Source organism: Pseudoduganella sp. R-34 (assembly GCF_049904655.1).
Taxonomy (GTDB): Bacteria; Pseudomonadota; Gammaproteobacteria; order Burkholderiales; family Burkholderiaceae_D; genus Rugamonas.
Genome location: NZ_CP184572.1, coordinates 4,012,703 through 4,030,097, shown reverse-complemented (window position 1 = coordinate 4,030,097; position 17,395 = coordinate 4,012,703). Strand labels below are relative to the sequence as shown.

Annotated in this window: 21 protein-coding genes; 15 read left to right on the top strand and 6 right to left on the bottom strand. The window is 62.1% G+C overall.

Annotation, left to right across the window (positions count from 1 at the left end; all coding sequences use genetic code 11):
• Positions 1 to 4 precede the first annotated feature (4 nt).
• From lpxA to ACN9MW_RS18380, 6 genes are all read left to right on the top strand, one after another.
• Positions 5 to 796 (top strand): acyl-ACP--UDP-N-acetylglucosamine O-acyltransferase, encoded by a 792-nt coding sequence (gene lpxA / locus ACN9MW_RS18405; RefSeq protein WP_426161914.1) that lies wholly within the window; start codon positions 5 to 7, stop codon positions 794 to 796.
• Positions 780 to 1,934 carry a lipid-A-disaccharide synthase gene (gene lpxB, locus ACN9MW_RS18400; protein ID WP_426161913.1) on the top strand — a complete coding sequence of 385 codons (1,155 nt, stop codon included), beginning with the start codon at positions 780 to 782 and terminating at the stop codon, positions 1,932 to 1,934. Before lpxA ends, lpxB begins: the two co-directional genes overlap by 17 nt.
• 131 nt (positions 1,935 to 2,065) lie before the next feature.
• Entirely contained in the window at positions 2,066 to 2,683 is a 618-nt protein-coding gene (rnhB, locus tag ACN9MW_RS18395) for a ribonuclease HII (protein ID WP_426161912.1), read from the top strand.
• A complete protein-coding gene (locus ACN9MW_RS18390; protein WP_426161911.1) occupies positions 2,680 to 3,465 on the top strand; it encodes a TrmH family RNA methyltransferase in 786 nt (261 codons plus the stop codon). The genes rnhB and ACN9MW_RS18390 overlap by 4 nt, the downstream gene beginning before the upstream one ends.
• Positions 3,466 to 3,493: 28 nt before the next feature.
• On the top strand, positions 3,494 to 4,693 hold the full coding sequence (locus ACN9MW_RS18385; RefSeq protein WP_426161909.1) for an EAL domain-containing response regulator: 1,200 nt from the start codon (positions 3,494 to 3,496) through the stop codon (positions 4,691 to 4,693).
• Complete coding sequence (locus tag ACN9MW_RS18380) at positions 4,693 to 5,544, top strand: hypothetical protein (RefSeq protein ID WP_426161907.1); 852 nt, start codon at positions 4,693 to 4,695, stop codon at positions 5,542 to 5,544. The genes ACN9MW_RS18385 and ACN9MW_RS18380 overlap by 1 nt, the downstream gene beginning before the upstream one ends.
• On the opposite strand, the gene ppsR is transcribed toward ACN9MW_RS18380, so the two are convergent.
• A complete protein-coding gene (gene ppsR / locus ACN9MW_RS18375; RefSeq protein ID WP_426161906.1) occupies positions 5,519 to 6,364 on the bottom strand; it encodes a posphoenolpyruvate synthetase regulatory kinase/phosphorylase PpsR in 846 nt (281 codons plus the stop codon). The two genes, ACN9MW_RS18380 and ppsR, sit on opposite strands and share 26 nt — an antisense overlap.
• A 153-nt stretch (positions 6,365 to 6,517) precedes the next feature.
• Here ppsR and ppsA point away from each other — a divergent pair, with 153 nt between their 5' ends.
• From ppsA to ACN9MW_RS18340, 7 genes are all read left to right on the top strand, one after another.
• Entirely contained in the window at positions 6,518 to 8,944 is a 2,427-nt protein-coding gene (gene ppsA, locus ACN9MW_RS18370) for a phosphoenolpyruvate synthase (RefSeq protein WP_426161904.1), read from the top strand.
• A gap of 70 nt (positions 8,945 to 9,014) precedes the next feature.
• Positions 9,015 to 9,434, top strand: a complete 420-nt coding sequence (locus tag ACN9MW_RS18365) for an NfeD family protein (RefSeq protein WP_426161903.1) — start codon at positions 9,015 to 9,017, stop codon at positions 9,432 to 9,434.
• Positions 9,435 to 9,447: 13 nt separating this feature from the next.
• Positions 9,448 to 10,368, top strand: a complete 921-nt coding sequence (locus tag ACN9MW_RS18360; RefSeq protein ID WP_426161902.1) for an SPFH domain-containing protein — start codon at positions 9,448 to 9,450, stop codon at positions 10,366 to 10,368.
• 167 nt (positions 10,369 to 10,535) lie between these two features.
• Entirely contained in the window at positions 10,536 to 10,958 is a 423-nt protein-coding gene (locus ACN9MW_RS18355; protein ID WP_426161900.1) for a DUF4259 domain-containing protein, read from the top strand.
• Positions 10,955 to 12,028, top strand: coding sequence for a hypothetical protein (locus ACN9MW_RS18350; RefSeq protein WP_426161899.1), 1,074 nt, complete (start codon positions 10,955 to 10,957; stop codon positions 12,026 to 12,028). The genes ACN9MW_RS18355 and ACN9MW_RS18350 overlap by 4 nt, the downstream gene beginning before the upstream one ends.
• A gap of 12 nt (positions 12,029 to 12,040) precedes the next feature.
• Positions 12,041 to 12,289: a DUF1272 domain-containing protein gene (locus ACN9MW_RS18345; RefSeq protein WP_426161898.1), complete on the top strand. Its 249-nt coding sequence runs from the start codon at positions 12,041 to 12,043 to the stop codon at positions 12,287 to 12,289.
• Positions 12,267 to 13,112, top strand: coding sequence for an NAD-dependent protein deacetylase (locus ACN9MW_RS18340; protein WP_426161897.1), 846 nt, complete (start codon positions 12,267 to 12,269; stop codon positions 13,110 to 13,112). The genes ACN9MW_RS18345 and ACN9MW_RS18340 overlap by 23 nt, the downstream gene beginning before the upstream one ends.
• On the opposite strand, the gene ACN9MW_RS18335 is transcribed toward ACN9MW_RS18340, so the two are convergent.
• Genes ACN9MW_RS18335 through smpB form a run of 3 tightly spaced genes read right to left on the bottom strand, consistent with a single transcriptional unit; the run spans position 13,093 to position 14,849 of the window.
• Positions 13,093 to 13,638, bottom strand: a complete 546-nt coding sequence (locus ACN9MW_RS18335; RefSeq protein WP_426161896.1) for a FlgO family outer membrane protein — start codon at positions 13,636 to 13,638, stop codon at positions 13,093 to 13,095. The genes ACN9MW_RS18340 and ACN9MW_RS18335 overlap by 20 nt on opposite strands.
• Positions 13,635 to 14,339: a hypothetical protein gene (locus ACN9MW_RS18330; protein WP_426161895.1), complete on the bottom strand. Its 705-nt coding sequence runs from the start codon at positions 14,337 to 14,339 to the stop codon at positions 13,635 to 13,637. The genes ACN9MW_RS18335 and ACN9MW_RS18330 overlap by 4 nt, the downstream gene beginning before the upstream one ends.
• A 60-nt stretch (positions 14,340 to 14,399) precedes the next feature.
• Positions 14,400 to 14,849, bottom strand: a complete 450-nt coding sequence (smpB, locus tag ACN9MW_RS18325; protein ID WP_130312176.1) for an SsrA-binding protein SmpB — start codon at positions 14,847 to 14,849, stop codon at positions 14,400 to 14,402.
• Positions 14,850 to 14,916: 67 nt separating this feature from the next.
• On the opposite strand from smpB, the gene ACN9MW_RS18320 reads away from it, so the two are divergent.
• Positions 14,917 to 15,348: a type II toxin-antitoxin system RatA family toxin gene (locus ACN9MW_RS18320; RefSeq protein ID WP_426161894.1), complete on the top strand. Its 432-nt coding sequence runs from the start codon at positions 14,917 to 14,919 to the stop codon at positions 15,346 to 15,348.
• Positions 15,341 to 15,622, top strand: a complete 282-nt coding sequence (locus ACN9MW_RS18315; protein WP_426161893.1) for an RnfH family protein — start codon at positions 15,341 to 15,343, stop codon at positions 15,620 to 15,622. The genes ACN9MW_RS18320 and ACN9MW_RS18315 overlap by 8 nt, the downstream gene beginning before the upstream one ends.
• Positions 15,623 to 15,702: 80 nt before the next feature.
• Here ACN9MW_RS18315 and ACN9MW_RS18310 read toward each other — a convergent pair whose 3' ends face one another.
• Positions 15,703 to 16,227, bottom strand: a complete 525-nt coding sequence (locus ACN9MW_RS18310; RefSeq protein ID WP_426161892.1) for a DUF4124 domain-containing protein — start codon at positions 16,225 to 16,227, stop codon at positions 15,703 to 15,705.
• Positions 16,228 to 16,321: 94 nt separating this feature from the next.
• Complete coding sequence (locus ACN9MW_RS18305; RefSeq protein ID WP_426161891.1) at positions 16,322 to 17,389, bottom strand: porin; 1,068 nt, start codon at positions 17,387 to 17,389, stop codon at positions 16,322 to 16,324.
• Positions 17,390 to 17,395: the final 6 nt, after the last annotated feature.

The window sequence follows — 17,395 nt, the reverse complement described above, 5'->3', positions numbered from 1 at the left end:
GAGCATGGCAACCATCCACCCAACAGCGATTGTCGACCCGAAAGCCGAACTGGCTGCCGGCGTCGAGATCGGCCCCTACACGATCATTGGCCCGAACGTGGTGATTGGCGAGAACACCGTGGTGGGCCCGCACGTCGTGATCGAGGGCCATACCACGATCGGCAAGAACAACAAGTTCTTCCAGTTCTCCTCCATCGGCGCCGCGCCGCAGGACAAGAAATGGAACGGCGAACCGACCCGCCTGGAAATCGGCGACGACAACACCATCCGCGAATTCTGCACCTTCAACCTCGGCACGGTGCAGGACAAGGGCGTGACCAAGCTGGGTAACAACAACTGGATTTCGGCCTACGTCCACCTGGCGCATGACTGCGTGGTCGGCAACAACACCATCTTCTCGAACAACGCGCAGATGGCGGGCCACGTCGAGATCGGCGACTGGGTGATCATGTCCGGCTTCGCCAACGTGCACCAGTTCTGCAAGATCGGCGCCCACGCCTTCGTCGGCATGAGCACCAGCCTGACCCAGGACGTGCCGCCATACGTGCTGTTGAACGGCAATCCGGCAGCAGCGCATGGCGTCAACATCGAAGGGCTGAAACGCCGCGGATTCACGCGCGAGCAGATCAACGCCATCCGCAACGCCTACAAGATCCTGTACCGTTCCGGCCTGACGCTGGACGAAGCCAGGGCAGCCATGCTGGAAGCCGAAGCCGGGCTGCCGGAAGATTGCGCCGCCGCCGCGCGCTCGATGCGCGAATTCCTCGATACGACCACCCGTGGCATCGTCCGCTGACGTATCGATTGCAGTCGTCGCCGGCGAACCTTCCGGCGACCTGCTGGCGGGCCGCCTGCTGGGCGGCCTGCGCCCGCACCTGCCCGAAGCGCGCTTCCACGGAATCGGCGGCCCGGCCATGATGGAACATGGCTTCGAGTCGCAATGGCCGATCGAGAAGATGACCGTGCGCGGGCTGTTCGAGATCATTCCCCGCTACCGCGAGCTGAAAGGCATCCAGAACACGCTGCGTGACCAGCTGCTGGCCGAACGGCCTGCCTGCTTCATTGGCGCCGACTATCCGGGCTTCAATCTGGGCCTGGAAGCGCAGTTGCGCACCGCAGGCATCCCGACCGTGCACTATATCGGCCCGCAAATCTGGGCCTGGCGCGGCGGCCGGATCAAGAAGATCATCAAATCTGTCTCGCACATGCTGGTGATCTTCCCGTTCGAGGAAGAGATCTACAAAAAAGCTGGCGTGCCCGTGACTTACGTCGGCCACCCACTGGCAGAAGTGATCCCCGTGCAGCCGGACGAAGCGGCCGCGCGCCGCCAGCTGGGCATTGCGGAAGATGCCAACGTCGTCACGGTGATGCCGGGCAGCCGCATGGCCGAACTGAAGTACAACACAGCCGCCTTCATTGGCGCCTGCAAGCTGCTGCAGCAGCGCGATCGCACGCTGAAATTCGTGGTGCCGATGGCGGGCGAAAAGCAGCGCAAGTATTTCCTGGAACTGGTGGCCGAAGCCGGCCTGCAGGATGTCGAGCTGATGCTGCTGGATGGCCAGTCGCACACCGCCATCTGCGCCGCCGATGCCGTGCTGGTAGCCTCCGGCACCGCCTCGCTGGAAGTAGCCCTGTTCAAGAAGCCGATGGTCATTGCCTACAAGATGATGGCCGCGTCCTGGCATATCATGAGGCATATGGGCTACCAGCCGTGGATCGGCCTGCCGAACATCCTGGCGCGCGAATTCCTGGTGCCGGAAATGCTGCAGAATGCCGCAACAGCCGAGACGCTGGCTGACGCCATGTGGAAGCAACTGAGCGACGTCCCGCACCGCCTGAAACTGGTGCAGCGCTTCACCGACATGCATCACAGCCTGCTGCGTAACAGTGCCCAGGAAGGCGCCGCGGCAGTCCTTAAGGTCATCAACAGATAAGCCCGTGTCACACCATGGGGTCACACCCCAACGGTGACACGGACGCTGCCGTGAGAATGGATCAGTTCGTGTCACACTTGGGGTGTGACCCCAAGGTGTGACACGAACTGGACAGTAGAAAGAATTGAGTGATGTCCGAACAATCCGGTCTGTTTGACGACCTTCCATATTCCCTCGACGAGATCATTTGCGGCGTCGATGAGGCCGGGCGCGGTCCGTTGGCCGGCCCGGTGTTTGCCGCTGCCGTGATCCTCGATCGCAACCGTCCGATTCTGGGCCTGCGCGATTCCAAGAAACTCAACGAGGCAAAGCGCGATGAGCTGGCGCCCCTGATCCGCGAGCACGCGATCGCCTGGGCCGTGGCCAAGGCGTCGGAAGAGGAGATCGACCGCCTGAACATTCTCCAGGCCAGCCTCCTGGCCATGAAGCGTGCGGTGTATGCGCTGCAAACCGTGCCGACCCTCGCGCTGATCGACGGCAACAAGTGCCCGGTCATGCGCATCCAGAGCATCGCCATCGTGGAAGGGGACGACAAGATCGAATCCATTTCAGCCGCCTCCATCCTGGCCAAGACCGCGCGCGACGCCGCGCTGGTCAAGCTGCACAAGAAATACCCGCAATACGGCTTCGACCAGCACAAAGGCTATGGCACGGCGCTGCACCTGGAGCGTTTGCGCGAGCACGGCGCCTCGCCGGTGCACCGCCGCAGCTTTGCGCCGGTGCGTGAAGTCCTGGAGCGTGACCTGTGAAGAACATCACTTCGCGCGACAACGCGCAATACAAGGAACTGGCCAAGCTCGCCACCAACTCGCAGGCGCGTCGCAAGGCCGGCCGCAGCCTGCTGGATGGCGTGCACCTGTGCGAGACCTGGCTCGAGTTGCGCGGCCATCCCGAACAAGCCATTGTGGCCGAAGGCGCGCTGCACAACCCGGAGGTGGCCGCCATCATCGCCCGCCTGGAGGCAGAGCACGCCCATATCCTGTGCCTGACCGACCAGCTTTACCACGCCGTCAGCCAGGTCGAACACGGCGTCGGCCTGATGTTCCTGATCGCCACGCCCCAAAAAGATGTGCCTCAGGCGCTGAGCGTCAACGCCGTCCTGCTGGATAACGTGCAGGACCCGGGCAACGTCGGTTCGATCCTGCGCAGCGCCGCCGCTGCAGGCGTGAAGGAGGTGTATTGCGCACCCGGCACCGCCTTCTGCTGGTCGCCGAAAGTGCTGCGCGCCGCCATGGGCGCCCACTTTGTGCTCGATATCTACGAAAACGTCGACCTGCCGCAACTGGTGCAGGGCGCGCAAATCGCCACCCTGGCCACCAGCGGCTACGCAGCCGAACAGTTGTACCGGCTGGACCTGAAACGCCCCGTGGCCTGGATCTTCGGGCATGAAGGGCAGGGTGTCTCGGACATGCTGTTAAGCACGGCCACCCACCGCGTCATCGTGCCCCACCTGGGCAAGGTCGAATCGCTGAATGTTGCTGCGTGCGCGGCAGTATGCTTTTTCGAGCAAGTAAGGCAAAATCTGGCTTAATAAAACTAACCATGCTGGAATGGGCGTTATGGAAATTGCAAGCTTGCACTTCCTGGTCGCCGAGGGCGAACCCGTCCAGCGTGAGCTATTGGCCGGCATGCTGCGCCACCTGGGCGCCCGGCAGGTGACCCAGGCATCAGATGGGCTGAGTGCACTGCGCCTGCTGGAAATCGGCCTCAATCCCCCCGCCAACATCGCCCTGATGGACCTGACGCTGCCCGGCATGGACGGCCTGGAAGTGCTACGGCGCCTGGCCGAAATCGACTGCCGGGCGGGCATCATCATCTTCGCCTCGCAAAGCGCCGACGTGCTGTTTTCCGTCGAGACCATGGCCGAAGCCTATGGACTCGATGTGCTGGGCAGTTCGGCCAAGCCAGTCACCTCGGCCAGGCTGCAGGAACTGATTGCCAACTACCGGGAGCCTTCCGCCGAGCCGGAAGCGGGCCCGCAGCATCCCGAGTTCAGCTTTGCCGAAGTAGGGCGCGGGCTCCAGGGACGCGAATTCGATCCCTATTTTCAGCCCAAGATCGAACTGGAGACTGGCACCGTCAAAGGGCTGGAAGTGTTCGCCCGCTGGCGCCATCCCGAGCATGGGGTGCTTGGGCCATCGGCATTTGTGCCGGTGCTCGAAAGCGTGCGGCGCATCGATTTCCTCGACTGGTGCATGATCGAGAAGTCGGTCGCAGCCTGTCGCGGCCTGCACGACAAGGGGATTCCGATTTCGATCTCGCTCAATGTGGACCCTGGCACGCTGGCGCACCCGCAATTCATCGCCCAGATGACGGCCTGCCTGGAGCGCCACCGCATCCTGTCCGACTACCTCACGTTCGAGATCACGGAAGCTTCAGTACTGACCACCAATCCGCATTTCATCGAACGCCTTTTGCGCCTGCGCATGATGGGATTCGGGCTGGCGATCGACGATTACGGCACCGGGCGCTCCAACCTGCAGCTGTTGGCCGCCATTCCGTTTTCCGAGCTGAAGATCGATCCCGGCTTCGTCGATGGCGCCTCGCGCAAGCGCCCCATCGGTACCGTCCTCAAAACCTGCCTTGGCCTGGCGCGCAGCCTGTCGCGGCATGCCTGCGCAGTGGGTGTGGAAACCAGGGATGACTGGGACTTCCTGCAAGGGCTGGGCTGCACCTATGCCCAGGGTTTCTATATTGCCAACTCGATGCCGGTGGACGACATCCCCGGCTGGCTGGATGACTGGAAAGACTTCTTCTAATGAAAAAACGATGGATTGCGGGGCTGCTAATCGCGGTCAGCCTGCCGGTCGCCGCTGCCTTCACGCCCGTTTGCCAGATGGCTTTTTACGGCGCGCGTGCCTGGCTGTCCAGCAAGGACCACTTCACGCAGTGCACGCCCGATCCCCGCATTTGGTGCGAGCCCGGCGCCGAGGCCTTCGGCGCAGCCGTCGCGCCGCTCCTGCCGGCCGCCATCGGGCATGATGAACGGGCCTTCGGCATGGCGTACGTGGCTCCGGTACGCGTCAATGTGTATGCCAGTGACGAGAGTTTCTCGCGTTACGGCGCTGTTGCCCCGCGCGCAGCCGGAGTGGTGGTGCTGGGCGATGTGCACCTTGCGCCGAAAATGCAGGCCTGGGCAACCGAGCGCACGGAGGCCATCGTGACGCACGAACTGGCGCACTTGCACCTGGTGCAGCGGATCGGCATGTCCGGCATCGGCAAGTTACCCAACTGGTTCTGGGAAGGCTTGCCGACCTATCTGTCGGGCGGTGGCGGCGCTGGCAACGTGACACGTGAGGAGGCGGTGCAGGCCTTCGTACACGGCCGGCACATGGTTCCTGAAGATGAGGACCCCCTGTTCGCGCCCAAGCAGGCGCCCAGCTACGGGCTGGCGCATGCCATGTATTACCGCCAGGCGTCGGTGCTGGTAGCGTGGATGGACGAAAGAGATCCGGCAGCGTTCAAGCGCCTGCTGGCGGCGGTCGGACGGGGCGACGCGTTTGCCGGGGCGGTGAGCGGCGCCTATGGACGCCCGCTGGCAGCCCTGTGGGCCGAGTTCCAGCAGGCGATGCGGACGGAAATCCTCAATAAACCGAGCGGTTCGGCTTGATTTCCTGCAGGATGGTGGTGGAAATCTCTTCGATCGACTTGGTGGTGGAAGACAGCCAGCGGATGCCTTCGCGCCGCATCATGGCTTCTGCCTCGTTGACCTCATAGCGGCAGTTTTCCAGCGAAGCGTACTTGGAGCCGGCACGGCGCTCGTTACGGATCTCCGACAGGCGCTGTGGCTCGATGCTCAGGCCGAAAATCTTCGATTTGTACGCATACAGCGCCGAAGGCAGCTTGCCGCGCTCGAAATCGTCCGGAATCAGCGGGTAATTGGCCGCTTTCACACCGTATTGCATGGCCAGGTACAGCGAAGTGGGGGTTTTGCCCGAACGCGAGACGCCGACCAGGATCACGTCCGCCGAGGACAGGTTCTTGTTTGATTGACCATCATCGTGCGCCAGCGAGAAGTTGATCGCCTCGATACGGTTCTTGTATTCCTCGCTGTCCACCACATTGTGGGACCGGCCGATGGTGTGGGTCGACTTGACGCCCAATTCCTGCTCAAGCGGCGCGACGAAGGTCTGGATCAGGTCCATGTGCATGGCGTTGGCGCGCTGGATCACCTCCGACAGCTCCGCTTTCACCAGGGTCGAAAAGACAATCGGCTTGGCGCCATCCTCGGCCCCGATCTCGTTAATTTTGCGCACTGCATCATAAGCCTTGTCGCAGGTATCGATGAAGGGCAGACGGATCTGGCGGAAGCGCAGGTCGAACTGCGTCAGCACGGAATGGCCGAAAGTTTCGGCAGTGATGCCCGTGCCGTCAGAGACGAAAAAGACGGTGCGGCTCGAAGCCGGCAATAAACGTTGATCTTGTGGCATCAAAAAAGCTTTTCCAGTGGATGAATCGTCAATTTGCTGCGCAGGCTGTAAAATGCTTGCCAACGGTAAGATTGTGCTGCACGGCGCCAAGAATGACAAGAACGATGCCAAGCATGCCTGCGTAAAGATTTTTATCATCAAAAAGGTGTCTTTATGACTAACGCAGCATTGAAGGAGCAATCCGACGGGGTGTACGTTGCCTCGTTCGAGAATTTGCGCATGACGGATGTCGAATCCGTCGGCGGCAAGAACGCGTCGCTGGGGGAGATGATCTCCCAGCTGGCCGGCGCAGGTGTGCGGGTGCCTGGCGGCTTCGCGACCACCGCCCAGGCCTTCCGCGACTTCCTGTCGCACAGCGTTGACGGTGGCCCTTCGCTGGCCAAGCGCATCGCTGACCGCCTTGAACACCTGGACGTCGACGACGTCCGCGCCCTGGCAGCATCGGGCGCAGAAATCCGCCAATGGATCATCGATACTCCGTTCCAGCCTCGCCTGGAAGCCGATATCCGCGCCTTCTACGACAAACTGGTCGCAGACTCCACCACTGAAGTGTCGTTCGCCGTGCGCTCCTCCGCCACCGCGGAAGACCTGCCTGACGCATCGTTCGCAGGCCAGCAGGAATCCTTCCTGAACGTGGTCGGCATCGACAACGTGCTGGAAGCGATGAAGCACGTGTTTGCATCGCTGTACAACGACCGCGCGATCTCCTATCGCGTACACAAAGGCTTCACCCACGCTGAAGTGGCGCTGTCGGCGGGCGTGCAGCGCATGGTGCGTTCCGACCTGGGCGCTTCGGGCGTGATGTTCACCATCGATACCGAATCGGGCTTCAAGGACGTGGTCTTCATCACTTCCTCCTACGGCCTGGGCGAAACCGTGGTGCAGGGCGCCGTGAACCCGGACGAATTCTACGTCCACAAGCCGATGCTGGAACAGGGCAAGTCGGCCGTCATCCGCCGCAATATCGGCTCCAAGCTGATCAAGATGGAATTCACCAGCGAAGCCAAGGCCGGCCGTTCCGTGAAGACCGTCGATGTGCCGATCGAGATGCGCAACCGCTACTCCCTGGTCGATGCCGAAATCGTCGAACTGGCCAAGTACGCCATGATCATCGAGAAGCACTACGGCCGCCCGATGGACATCGAGTGGGGCAAGGATGGCCGCGACGGCAAGTTGTACATCCTGCAGGCACGTCCTGAAACCGTGAAATCGCAGCAGAAAGCCACCGACTCGCAGCAGCGCTTCAAGCTGAAGTCGAGCGGCACCGTGCTGACCTCCGGCCGCGCGATCGGCCAGAAGATCGGCGCCGGCCCTGTGCGCGTGATCAACGACCCAAGCGAAATGGAACGCGTGCAGCCGGGCGACGTGCTGGTAGCCGACATGACCGACCCTAACTGGGAGCCGGTGATGAAGCGCGCCTCGGCAATCGTCACCAACCGCGGCGGCCGCACCTGCCACGCAGCGATCATCGCGCGTGAACTGGGCGTGCCGGCAGTCGTGGGCTGCGGCGACGCAACCGACGTCCTGAAAGACGGCAACTTCGTGACCGTGTCCTGCGCCGAAGGCGACGAGGGCAAGATCTACGACGGCCTGCTGGAAACCGAGATCTCCGAAGTGTCGCGCGGCGAACTGCCTCCGATCAAGACCAAGATCATGCTGAACGTGGGCAACCCGCAGCTGGCCTTCGACTTCCAGTCCGTGCCGAACAACGGCGTGGGCCTGGCCCGCCTCGAGTTCATCATCAATAACAATATTGGCGTGCACCCGAAAGCGATCCTGGAATACCCGAACATCGACGCCGACCTGAAGAAGGCGGTGGAGTCGGTCGCCCGCGGCCACGCTTCGCCGAAGCAGTTCTACATCGACAAGCTGGCGGAAGGCATCGCCACCATCGCCGCTGCCTTCTGGCCGAAGAAAGTGATCGTGCGCCTGTCCGACTTCAAGTCCAACGAGTACAAGAAGCTGATCGGCGGTTCGCGCTACGAGCCGGATGAAGAAAATCCGATGCTGGGCTTCCGCGGCGCCGCGCGCTACCTGTCCGAAGACTTCGCTGCCGCATTCGAGATGGAATGCGTCGCGATGAAGCGCGTGCGTGAAGAAATGGGCCTCACCAACGTCGAAATCATGGTGCCGTTCGTGCGCACCCTGGGCCAGGCGGAGAAAGTGGTTGGCCTGCTGGCCAAGAACGGCCTGAAACGCGGCGAAAATGGACTGCGCGTCATCATGATGTGCGAAGTGCCATCCAACGCCGTGCTGGCGGAGCAGTTCCTGCAGCACTTCGACGGCTTCTCGATCGGCTCCAACGACCTGACCCAGCTGACCCTGGGCCTGGACCGCGATTCCGGCATGGAACTGCTGGCAGCCGACTTCGACGAGCGCGATCCAGCAGTGCGTGCGCTGCTGGGCATGGCCATTTCGGCCTGCATCAAGCTGAACAAGTACATTGGCATTTGCGGCCAGGGTCCTTCCGACCACCCGGAACTGGCCGTGTGGCTGATGCAGCAGGGTATCGAGACCATGTCGCTGAACCCGGACTCGGTCATCGACACTTGGCAGAAGCTGGCAGAAATGCAACAATAAACCGCCGATAAGCGGCTTGAACCCCCGTGGCCTTGTCGGCAGCGGGGGTTTTTTACTTTTGGAGGTTGTGATGGCTGACTGGATGTTGTGGGCGATTGGCGCGGGCGTGCTGGTCACCCTCGAACTGTTTAGCGGCACGTTCTACCTGCTGATGATTGCCATCGGCATGGGGGCGGGCGCGCTTGCTTCGCTGGCGCGCATCGACATGCCGGGCCAGATGCTGGTGGCCGCCATCGTCGCCGCTATCGCCACGCTGCTGCTGCGCCGCAGCCGCTTCGGCAAGACCACGCAGCCGCCGGCGGCGTCCAACCCGGACGTCAACCTGGACATCGGCCAGACCGTGAGCGTGGCCGCCTGGCAGGACGGCGCTGCACGCGTGATGTATCGCGGCGCCATGTGGGATGTGGAACTGGCGCCGGGCGAAGCAGCGGCACCAGGCATATTCAGGATTCGCGAGATTCGCGGCAGCCGGCTGATCGTCGGCGCATAACAGGGAGAAGGGAATGGAAATCAGTTTTGGCACTGTCACGCTGGTGGTATTTATCGTCGCGCTGGTGTTCGTCTTCAAGACCATCAATGTGGTGCCGCAGCAGCACGCATGGGTGGTCGAGCGGCTTGGCAAATACCACGCCACGCTGGGGCCCGGCCTGAATATCGTGGTGCCGTTCATCGACCGCATCGCCTACAAGCACGTGCTGAAAGAGATACCGCTGGATGTGCCATCGCAGGTTTGCATCACCAAGGACAATACGCAGTTGCAGGTGGATGGCATCCTGTACTTCCAGGTGACCGATGCCATGCGCGCCTCCTACGGATCCTCCAACTACATTGCCGCAATCACGCAACTGGCGCAAACGACGCTGCGCTCGGTGATCGGACGCATGGAGCTTGACAAGACTTTCGAAGAACGCGACCACATCAACTCCACGGTGGTGAACGCGATCGACGAATCGGCCGCCAACTGGGGCGTGAAAGTGCTGCGCTACGAAATCAAGGACCTGACGCCGCCGCAAGAAATCCTGCACGCCATGCAGGCCCAGATCACGGCCGAGCGCGGCAAGCGCGCGCTGATTGCAGCCTCCGAAGGCCGCAAGCAGGAGCAGATCAACATCGCCACCGGCGAGCGCGAAGCCGCGATTGCCCGTTCCGAAGGCGACAAGCAAGCGGCCATCAACCGCGCGCAAGGCGAAGCTGCCGCCATCCTCGCAATTGCCGAAGCGACTTCCGGCGCGCTGAAGCAGGTTGGCGCAGCGATCCAGCAACCCGGCGGCGAAGCGGCAATGAACCTGAAAGTCGCCGAGCAATACGTCAGCGCCTTCGGCGAACTGGCCAAGACCAACAACAGCCTGATCGTGCCCGCCAACGTCGGTGAAATGAGTAGCCTGATCGCCACCGCCCTGCAAGTGGTCAAGACCCAGAAGTAAGCTCCAGCAGAGTCCGTGTCACACCTTGGGGTCACACCCCAAGTGTGACACGGCCTCAAGCGGGAAATGGCTCAGCCCGTGTCACTTTCGGGGTGTGACCCCAGGGTGTGACACGAGGTCTGCCGTAATTGCGTACAATGCGGCCTTATATCGTACAGGAGGCGCTTGTGGGAACCTGGGCTGTTGGACCGTTTGGCAATGACTTCGCGCAGGATTGGGCGGAGGATCTGCAGGAATCGAGGGACCTTTACTTTATCGAGGACACGTTGAACAACGTGTTGCAGGCGGAGACCACCGAGTACCTGGAGGCGCCATTTGGCGCCGAGGCGCTGGCGGCGGTGGAAACCTGGTCGCGCCTGCAAGGCAAGGGCGGGGCGAGGGATGAGGATTCCGAGCGCGTCGATGAGTGGGTGGCTGAGGTGCAGGCGAAGCTCAACAAGCCTCGGGCCGATATCGCCGACAAGGCCCAGCGCGTGCTGGCGCTGGTGCTGTCCGATGCTTCCGAGTTGCGCGAGTTGTGGCAAGACAGCGAACATTACGAGGATTGGCTCGCTGGCGTGACGGACCTGCAGCGCAGGCTGTCGGCATGAGGCGCCTTCTTGCCGCTGCCCTGGCAGCGTCGTCTTTCACGGCATATGCCGGCGATGCCGCTACCGATGCCGCCATTACTGCCCGCATCGCCCAGATCCGCGCCATGCCGGCGGCTGCCAACGCCGCCGCAGCGGGAGCCCAGCGCCGCGAGCTCGATGCTGCCTGGCGCTTCTTCGGCGATTACCGCGAGGACGCAATTCCCTTGCTGCGCCGCGAGCTGGCTGCCGAATTGCGCTCGCCGCGCCCCAGCCAGCACCTGTTGCTGGACGCCGCTTGCTTTCTGGCCGCTTACGGCGCCGAATCCGACGAGGCGCTTATCGTGCAAGCGGCATTGGCCATCAATCCCGATGCGGCGCTCGATGGCCCGCAGCTATTCCGCCTGATGCACGCTGCCGCGGCCAGCCAGGATGCGCGCCTGCTGCCGCTGGTCGATCGCGCTTTCCTGCGCAAGGCCATGAGCATTCCGCTGCCGCAGCAAGGCTCTACCATCGACGAAACCGGGGTGCGCGCTTTGCTGTATGGCCGCTTTGGCGCGGCGGCAGAGCGTCATCTTGCCGCACTGTTGCGCGACCCTTCATTGGTCAAACCTGTGCTGGACTTGCTGCAGCTCGTCGGCTCGCCAGCCAGCGTGCCGGCCGTTGAACCGCTGCTGCAAAGCCCGGACATGGAAGTGTTCACGCGCGCTGTGAACTTCCTGTTGCGCGCAGGCGGGCCGCAGGGCCGCCAGGTGCTGCTGGCGCTCAAGCCGCAAGGGTTGTCGAAAGAGGCGCTGGCCTTCTTTGCGCCGATGCGCCAGCAACTGGCGCAACAGCCGGCACAGCAAGCAGGCAACGGTAGCCTGGCCGACGCTGAAGTGCGGCGCCTGCTCGATACGCTGGAAGCAAATGGGGGCCGTTACGAGGGCATTGATCCTGCGGCGATCGTGCAATCGCGACTGCCAAGGCAGGAATTGCTCGAACGCCTGGCCCGCATCCGTGAACGCAGCTTTGCGCGCGTGAGTAATGAGGCGCTGGCCGATATCGACACCACCAGCGCTTTGCTGAATGCAATCAGCTACAAGAAACAATAAAGGAACCTGGAAATGCTGCAAATGCGACCTAACTGCGAATGCTGTAACAAGGACTTGCCGCCCGGTGCGCAGGATGCCTTGATCTGTTCTTTCGAGTGCACTTTCTGCGCCGATTGCGTGGACGAGAAGCTGCACGGCAAATGCCCGAACTGCGGCGGCGACTTCGCTCCGCGCCCAACCCGCGCCACAGCGAAGCTGGAAAAATACCCGGCGTCGACCGAACGCATTTTCAAGCCCAATGGATGCGCCGCTGTCGACTGAAGCCGAACTGGCGCGCTGGCTGGCGCGCCACAGCCGCGTGCTGGTCTTGACCGGTGCGGGGCTGAGTACTGCCTCCGGCATTCCCGGCTATCGGGACAAGGACGGCGTGCGGCGCGGTCGCGCGCCGATCCAGGGCCCGGAATTCCGCCGCGACGAGGCGATCAGGCGTCGCTACTGGGCGCGCAGCATGGTGGGCTGGCCAACGATGGCGAGGGCCGTGCCGAACGCCGGCCATCGCGCGATCGCCGAACTCGAGGCCGGCGGCCACCTGCATTGCGTGATTACGCAGAACGTCGATGGCTTGCACCAGCGGGCCGGCAGCAAGCGCCTGATCGAATTGCACGGCAACCTGCACCACGTAAGCTGTCTCGCATGCCAGGCCCGCTATTTGCGCGCCGGCCTGCAGCCGCAGTTGGAGCGTGACAATCCCGACCTGGCGAACATGCTGGCCCAGCCGCTGCCCGACGGCGATGCTGCGATCGAACCGGATGCGCTGGTGGACTTCCATGCGCCGGCCTGCGCCGCCTGCGGCGGCGTGCTGATGCCCGACGTGGTTTTCTTTGGCGATAACGTGCCGCCGGCACGCACCGCGCATGCACTGGCTGAAATGGAGGCGGCCGACGCGCTGCTGGTGGTCGGCTCTTCGCTGATGGTGTTTTCCGGCTACCGCTTCTGCCGCATGGCTGCGGCGGCGGGCAAGCCGATTGCCGCGATCAACGCAGGCAGGACGCGCGCCGACGGCCTGCTGTCCCTGAAGCTGGAGTCGCCCGCGCAGGAAGTGCTGCCCCGGCTGGTGGACTTGCTCAGCGTCCCAGCAGCATAGAACGGACTACGCTGTCCTTGGCCAGCACGTAGTCGGTGGCTGCCATTACCTGGTTGGTTTGCGGCTGTACCACCTTGATGTTGACGAAGACGGCGTCATTGGTTTCGCCGTATGAACCGACCACTACGGCCTGGGCATTGTGGTTGTGCGCCACTTCGCCCACTTCGCGCGTCAGCATCATTTCGCCTTGTTGGCGCTTCATGTAGACCGAATTGCGCAGCTTCATTTCGAGCATGCGCAGGCCGCCCTGGGCCAGGCGCGTCGACACCTGTTCGGATACCAGCCGGCCCAGTGTGGAGCTCTGGTCCAGCGCGTCGATGTTGACTACGGTCGCCATGATCAAGGGTTTGTCGCCTGCCACGCGGCCATTGAGTTGCGCGAGCAGAGCGTCTGCTGCCCGGTAATTGGCCCCGACAAACTGGTTTTGCGAGGTGGATGCATAGTCGTTCTCGGGCGGCTTGTTGGAGAACCAGGCGCAGCCTGCCAGTGCGAGCGGAAGAAGTAGGGCAGCGATAGCGCGCATCATCGGTCTCCTTTTACCTGGAAGCTCTGGCTAATTTGCAGTACGGCTTCGTCCCGTATGCCGTACAGGGCGCGATCGGTGTCGGCGACATAGTAGGTGTTAGCCGCGCGCGCAAGGTAGCGATGTTCATCGGTCACGGACGCTGTAATGATAATCTCGGTGCGAGGCGTTGGTCCAGACGCGAATTCGCTGCCGTACCATTGGTAGGCGTCGATGCCGGCGCCAACCCCGGCTGCGCCTGCAAAGCGGCCAAGCTTGCCGACCGGTTCGCCAATACGCTCGGCCAGCACCCAAACGCCCGTGGCGATGGCGGTTGCTACGCCTACCGTCGGTGCTTGCTTGCGATTCGGGCTGAATGTGATGGCCTGGATATCGAGGTCGATTTGCAGTGCGCCGGCGGGCGTGCGCGAAACCGCGTAACCGTCCCGGACCAGCGAGGAGATGAGCTGGTTGTTGATAGCCTGTTGAAATGGAGTCTGGTTGACAGGGCTTGCCACATACAGCGGTCGTGGCGGCGCCTTCTTCAGCTCGGCGATAAGCTGTTGCTGCAGATGGCCGGCGATCGCGTTCCAATGCGCCGCAGCCTGCAGCTTTTCCTGCCTGGTGGTGGGGAAATTGGTGGCGAGCGGTGCGGACGAATACGGAGTCTTGCAGCCGCTGAGCGCAGCGGCTGCCATCAGTGCGAATGCGATTTTGGTCGCCATGTCATTTCCGGGCATTATTGATGGTGCAAAGTGTACCATCAATGTTGCCACTTGGAAATGTTATCGGCGGTGCTGCTTCATGGCTTGCGCCACCTCGCGGCTGGCGTCGCGGTCTTTCTCGGAGGCGCGCTTGTCGTGCTGCTTCTTGCCCTTGGCCAGGCCGATCTCGCATTTGATGCGGCCGCCTTTGAAATGCAGGTTCAGCGGCACCAGCGTATAGCCGGCACGCTCGACCTTGCCGACCAGTTTGTCAATCTCGGCGCGGTGCAGCAGCAGCTTGCGGGTGCGCACTGCTTGCGGGTGGATGTGGGTGGAAGCGGTGGGCAGGGCGCTGATGTGCGCGCCAAACAGGTACAGTTCGTTATCGCGGATGGTAACGTAAGCTTCCTTGATCTGAACGCGCCCATCGCGGATCGCCTTGACTTCCCAGCCCTCGAGCGCGATCCCTGCTTCATACTTGTCTTCGATGAAGTAGTCGTGGAAGGCTTTGCGATTATCGGCAATGGACATGGGTAAAAATGCGTGGGTCGGTTAAACTACGGGTTCTTTGGACAACATCATAGCAAACGGTTACTCAATGGCAGTAGTGCACAAGTCGGTATTCCTGGGATACAGCGCCGAGCAAATGTTTGATTTAGTGGCAAAGGTCGAGGATTATCCCAAATTTTTGCCCTGGTGTGGCGGAGTTGATGTCCGCGAACGGGGGGAGAACCATGTTGTGGCCAGCGTTGGGATCAATTTCCATGGTGTGAAGCAGCACTTCACCACGTCCAATACGAATACGCCGGTCAGCGAAATCCGCATGAAGCTGGTCGACGGACCCTTCAAGACCCTCGACGGCACCTGGACTTTCAAGGCCCTGCGCGATGATGCCTGCAAGGTCGAACTCGATTTGCACTACGAGTTTTCCAGCAAGCTGCTGGAACAGGTGATCGGTTCGGTGTTCGGCATGATTGCCAATAGCATGGTCGATTCCTTCTGCAAGCGTGCCGAGACTGTCTATGGCTGAACGTATCAAGATTACCGTGTGTTATGCGCCAGCTTCACAGCCATTGCTGTATGCGCTGGAAGTGGATGAGGGCACGACGATCGGCCAGGCTATCGAGATCAGCGGCATCATGCAGGAGGCGCCGGAGATCAACCTGGTGACGATGCCGGTCGGGATTTACGGCAAGAAGAAAACCTTGGATACCGTGGTCCGTGCACGCGACCGGGTCGAGATTTACCGTCCTCTGATCGCCGATCCGAAGGACGCCCGGCGCCGCCGGGCGAAGAAAGCCTAGAAAACTCGCGCCAGGCGCAGCAGGGCGCCGATCATGGCCAGTTGCATGCTCAGGCCATGCCCGGCAATGCGAGTTCCCGTTTATTTGCAGATGTTGTTGACGGACTCGCGCTGTTCTTTGATCTTTTGCACGCGGGCTTCGTCGGACATGAAGTTGCGCTCGCCGTTCGGGCCCATTTCGGATACGCGAACGCCGCTTTCCAGCATGCCGATATTGCTCTTGGCTTCCGCGCAGTACTTCTTCTTCTCGGCGTCGACCTTGGCCTGCTCATTGGCCTTGGCGGTCTTTTCCGCGGCTTCCTGCTGGCGCTTCTTATAGTCGGCGTTGCGTTCAGCCAACGTCGGCTTGACTGGTGCGGCTTTCTCTTCGGCGGCTGGGGCTTCGTCACCGTTGGCGGCGGACGCAGCCATTTCCTTGCGCAGCTCGGCAGCGGCAGCGCCGCGTGGTGCTTTCAGGATGCGGTTTGGTGGCGTGCCCGGTGGCGGCGGCTGGTCGGACAGTTGCTTCACGCCTTTGTCGTTCACCCACATCCACTGCGCTTGGGCAAGGGAAGTGCAGGCAATCAGCGCCGTTGCCAGCGCCAGGCGGGTAATACGTTGATTCATAGAGGGAATTCCTTGGGTGAGAACGCACATTTCACCCCGAAATCCCCCTGTTGTCAAATTTATTTCCCAAAAGAATCGTGGGTTCGGTGACAGCTCAGAAGCGGTGGCGCAGGCCGACCGTGAACTGGCGGTCACCCAAGCCCGGCTCTTCACTATTGCCCTCTGTATAGCCCGCGCCATTGTGATTGCGGATGCGGGCGTATGAGGTGTAGACGTCCGTACGCTTCGAGAAAGCGTACATATAGGCCAGGGCATACTGTTGCGCGTCCTGTTTCAGCACGCCGCGGTCGTCCTTGGCAATGGCGGTGGCGACAATGGTGTGCGGACCGAACGGGACCGATACACCAAGGAGGAGGTCGCGGCTGTCGGTCGATGGCGTCGGTGGCGTAGCGCCGAATGGCGCGCCGGAACTGTTCAACGGCGCGCTATTCAAGCCCTTGTCGACGCCGAGGCCGAACCACAGCTTGGCCACTTCGAAGTCGACATTTGCGCCGAGCAGGAAATTGCGCCCGCTGCCGGTGTTCTTCACGTTGGCGCTGTCGTTATTGCGGTCGTGGTAGGCGAGCCGGATGTTCCAGGGGCCTTTGGCGTAGCCGACCGAGCCGCCAAGCGCGCGGCTGGCGCTGCTGTCACCCGCCACCTCGCCGGCCGCCACCATGAAGTCGGCACTGAAGCCATGCATGTCGGCGGTGCGGAACAGTACCGAGTTACTGGCGCGGAACCCGGTCGAAGGCATCAGGTTGTTGGAGCGAGCGATGCCGTTGCGCAGCGGGTCGACAATCGTGTTCAGGGTCGTGAACAGCGGCGTGTCCTGCAGCCCGATGGACACCGAGCCTAGTTTGGCGCTGCGCAGGCCGACGATGCTGGTGCGGCCGAACAAGGTATTGTTCTGGGTCGAATTGCCCACGTCGCCGTGGATGCCGCCTTCGATCACGAAGAAGGCCGACAGGCCGCCGCCCAGGTCTTCGTTGCCTTTGAAGCCCCAGCGGCTCTGGGTCGCCATGCCGCTGGTAACGCGGGTCGAGGTGCCGGCCAGGCCGCCGCGGTCCTGTGAAATGCCAAGGTCCATCACGCCGTAGAAAGCGACATTGCTCTGCCCCAATGCGGCGTTGCTGCAAACGGTAAGGGCGAGCGTCGCCACCGCAGTAATGCGTTTGTTCATGCTGTC

Excerpts from the sequence above, each read along its gene's own strand:
- ppsR (WP_426161906.1), bottom strand. The coding sequence starts at position 6,364 with ATGCCACAAGATCAACGTTTATTGCCGGCTTCGAGCCGCACCGTCTTT.
- ACN9MW_RS18345 (WP_426161898.1), top strand. The coding sequence starts at position 12,041 with ATGCTGCAAATGCGACCTAACTGCGAATGCTGTAACAAGGACTTGCCG.
- ACN9MW_RS18385 (WP_426161909.1), top strand. The coding sequence starts at position 3,494 with ATGGAAATTGCAAGCTTGCACTTCCTGGTCGCCGAGGGCGAACCCGTC.
- ACN9MW_RS18340 (WP_426161897.1), top strand. The coding sequence starts at position 12,267 with ATGGATGCGCCGCTGTCGACTGAAGCCGAACTGGCGCGCTGGCTGGCG.
- ACN9MW_RS18350 (WP_426161899.1), top strand. The coding sequence starts at position 10,955 with ATGAGGCGCCTTCTTGCCGCTGCCCTGGCAGCGTCGTCTTTCACGGCA.
- lpxA (WP_426161914.1), top strand. The coding sequence starts at position 5 with ATGGCAACCATCCACCCAACAGCGATTGTCGACCCGAAAGCCGAACTG.
- smpB (WP_130312176.1), bottom strand. The coding sequence starts at position 14,849 with ATGTCCATTGCCGATAATCGCAAAGCCTTCCACGACTACTTCATCGAA.
- ACN9MW_RS18380 (WP_426161907.1), top strand. The coding sequence starts at position 4,693 with ATGAAAAAACGATGGATTGCGGGGCTGCTAATCGCGGTCAGCCTGCCG.
- ACN9MW_RS18360 (WP_426161902.1), top strand. The coding sequence starts at position 9,448 with ATGGAAATCAGTTTTGGCACTGTCACGCTGGTGGTATTTATCGTCGCG.
- ACN9MW_RS18315 (WP_426161893.1), top strand. The coding sequence starts at position 15,341 with ATGGCTGAACGTATCAAGATTACCGTGTGTTATGCGCCAGCTTCACAG.
- ACN9MW_RS18320 (WP_426161894.1), top strand. The coding sequence starts at position 14,917 with ATGGCAGTAGTGCACAAGTCGGTATTCCTGGGATACAGCGCCGAGCAA.
- ACN9MW_RS18335 (WP_426161896.1), bottom strand. The coding sequence starts at position 13,638 with ATGATGCGCGCTATCGCTGCCCTACTTCTTCCGCTCGCACTGGCAGGC.
- ACN9MW_RS18310 (WP_426161892.1), bottom strand. The coding sequence starts at position 16,227 with ATGAATCAACGTATTACCCGCCTGGCGCTGGCAACGGCGCTGATTGCC.
- ACN9MW_RS18365 (WP_426161903.1), top strand. The coding sequence starts at position 9,015 with ATGGCTGACTGGATGTTGTGGGCGATTGGCGCGGGCGTGCTGGTCACC.
- ACN9MW_RS18305 (WP_426161891.1), bottom strand. The coding sequence starts at position 17,389 with ATGAACAAACGCATTACTGCGGTGGCGACGCTCGCCCTTACCGTTTGC.
- rnhB (WP_426161912.1), top strand. The coding sequence starts at position 2,066 with ATGTCCGAACAATCCGGTCTGTTTGACGACCTTCCATATTCCCTCGAC.
- ACN9MW_RS18330 (WP_426161895.1), bottom strand. The coding sequence starts at position 14,339 with ATGGCGACCAAAATCGCATTCGCACTGATGGCAGCCGCTGCGCTCAGC.
- ppsA (WP_426161904.1), top strand. The coding sequence starts at position 6,518 with ATGACTAACGCAGCATTGAAGGAGCAATCCGACGGGGTGTACGTTGCC.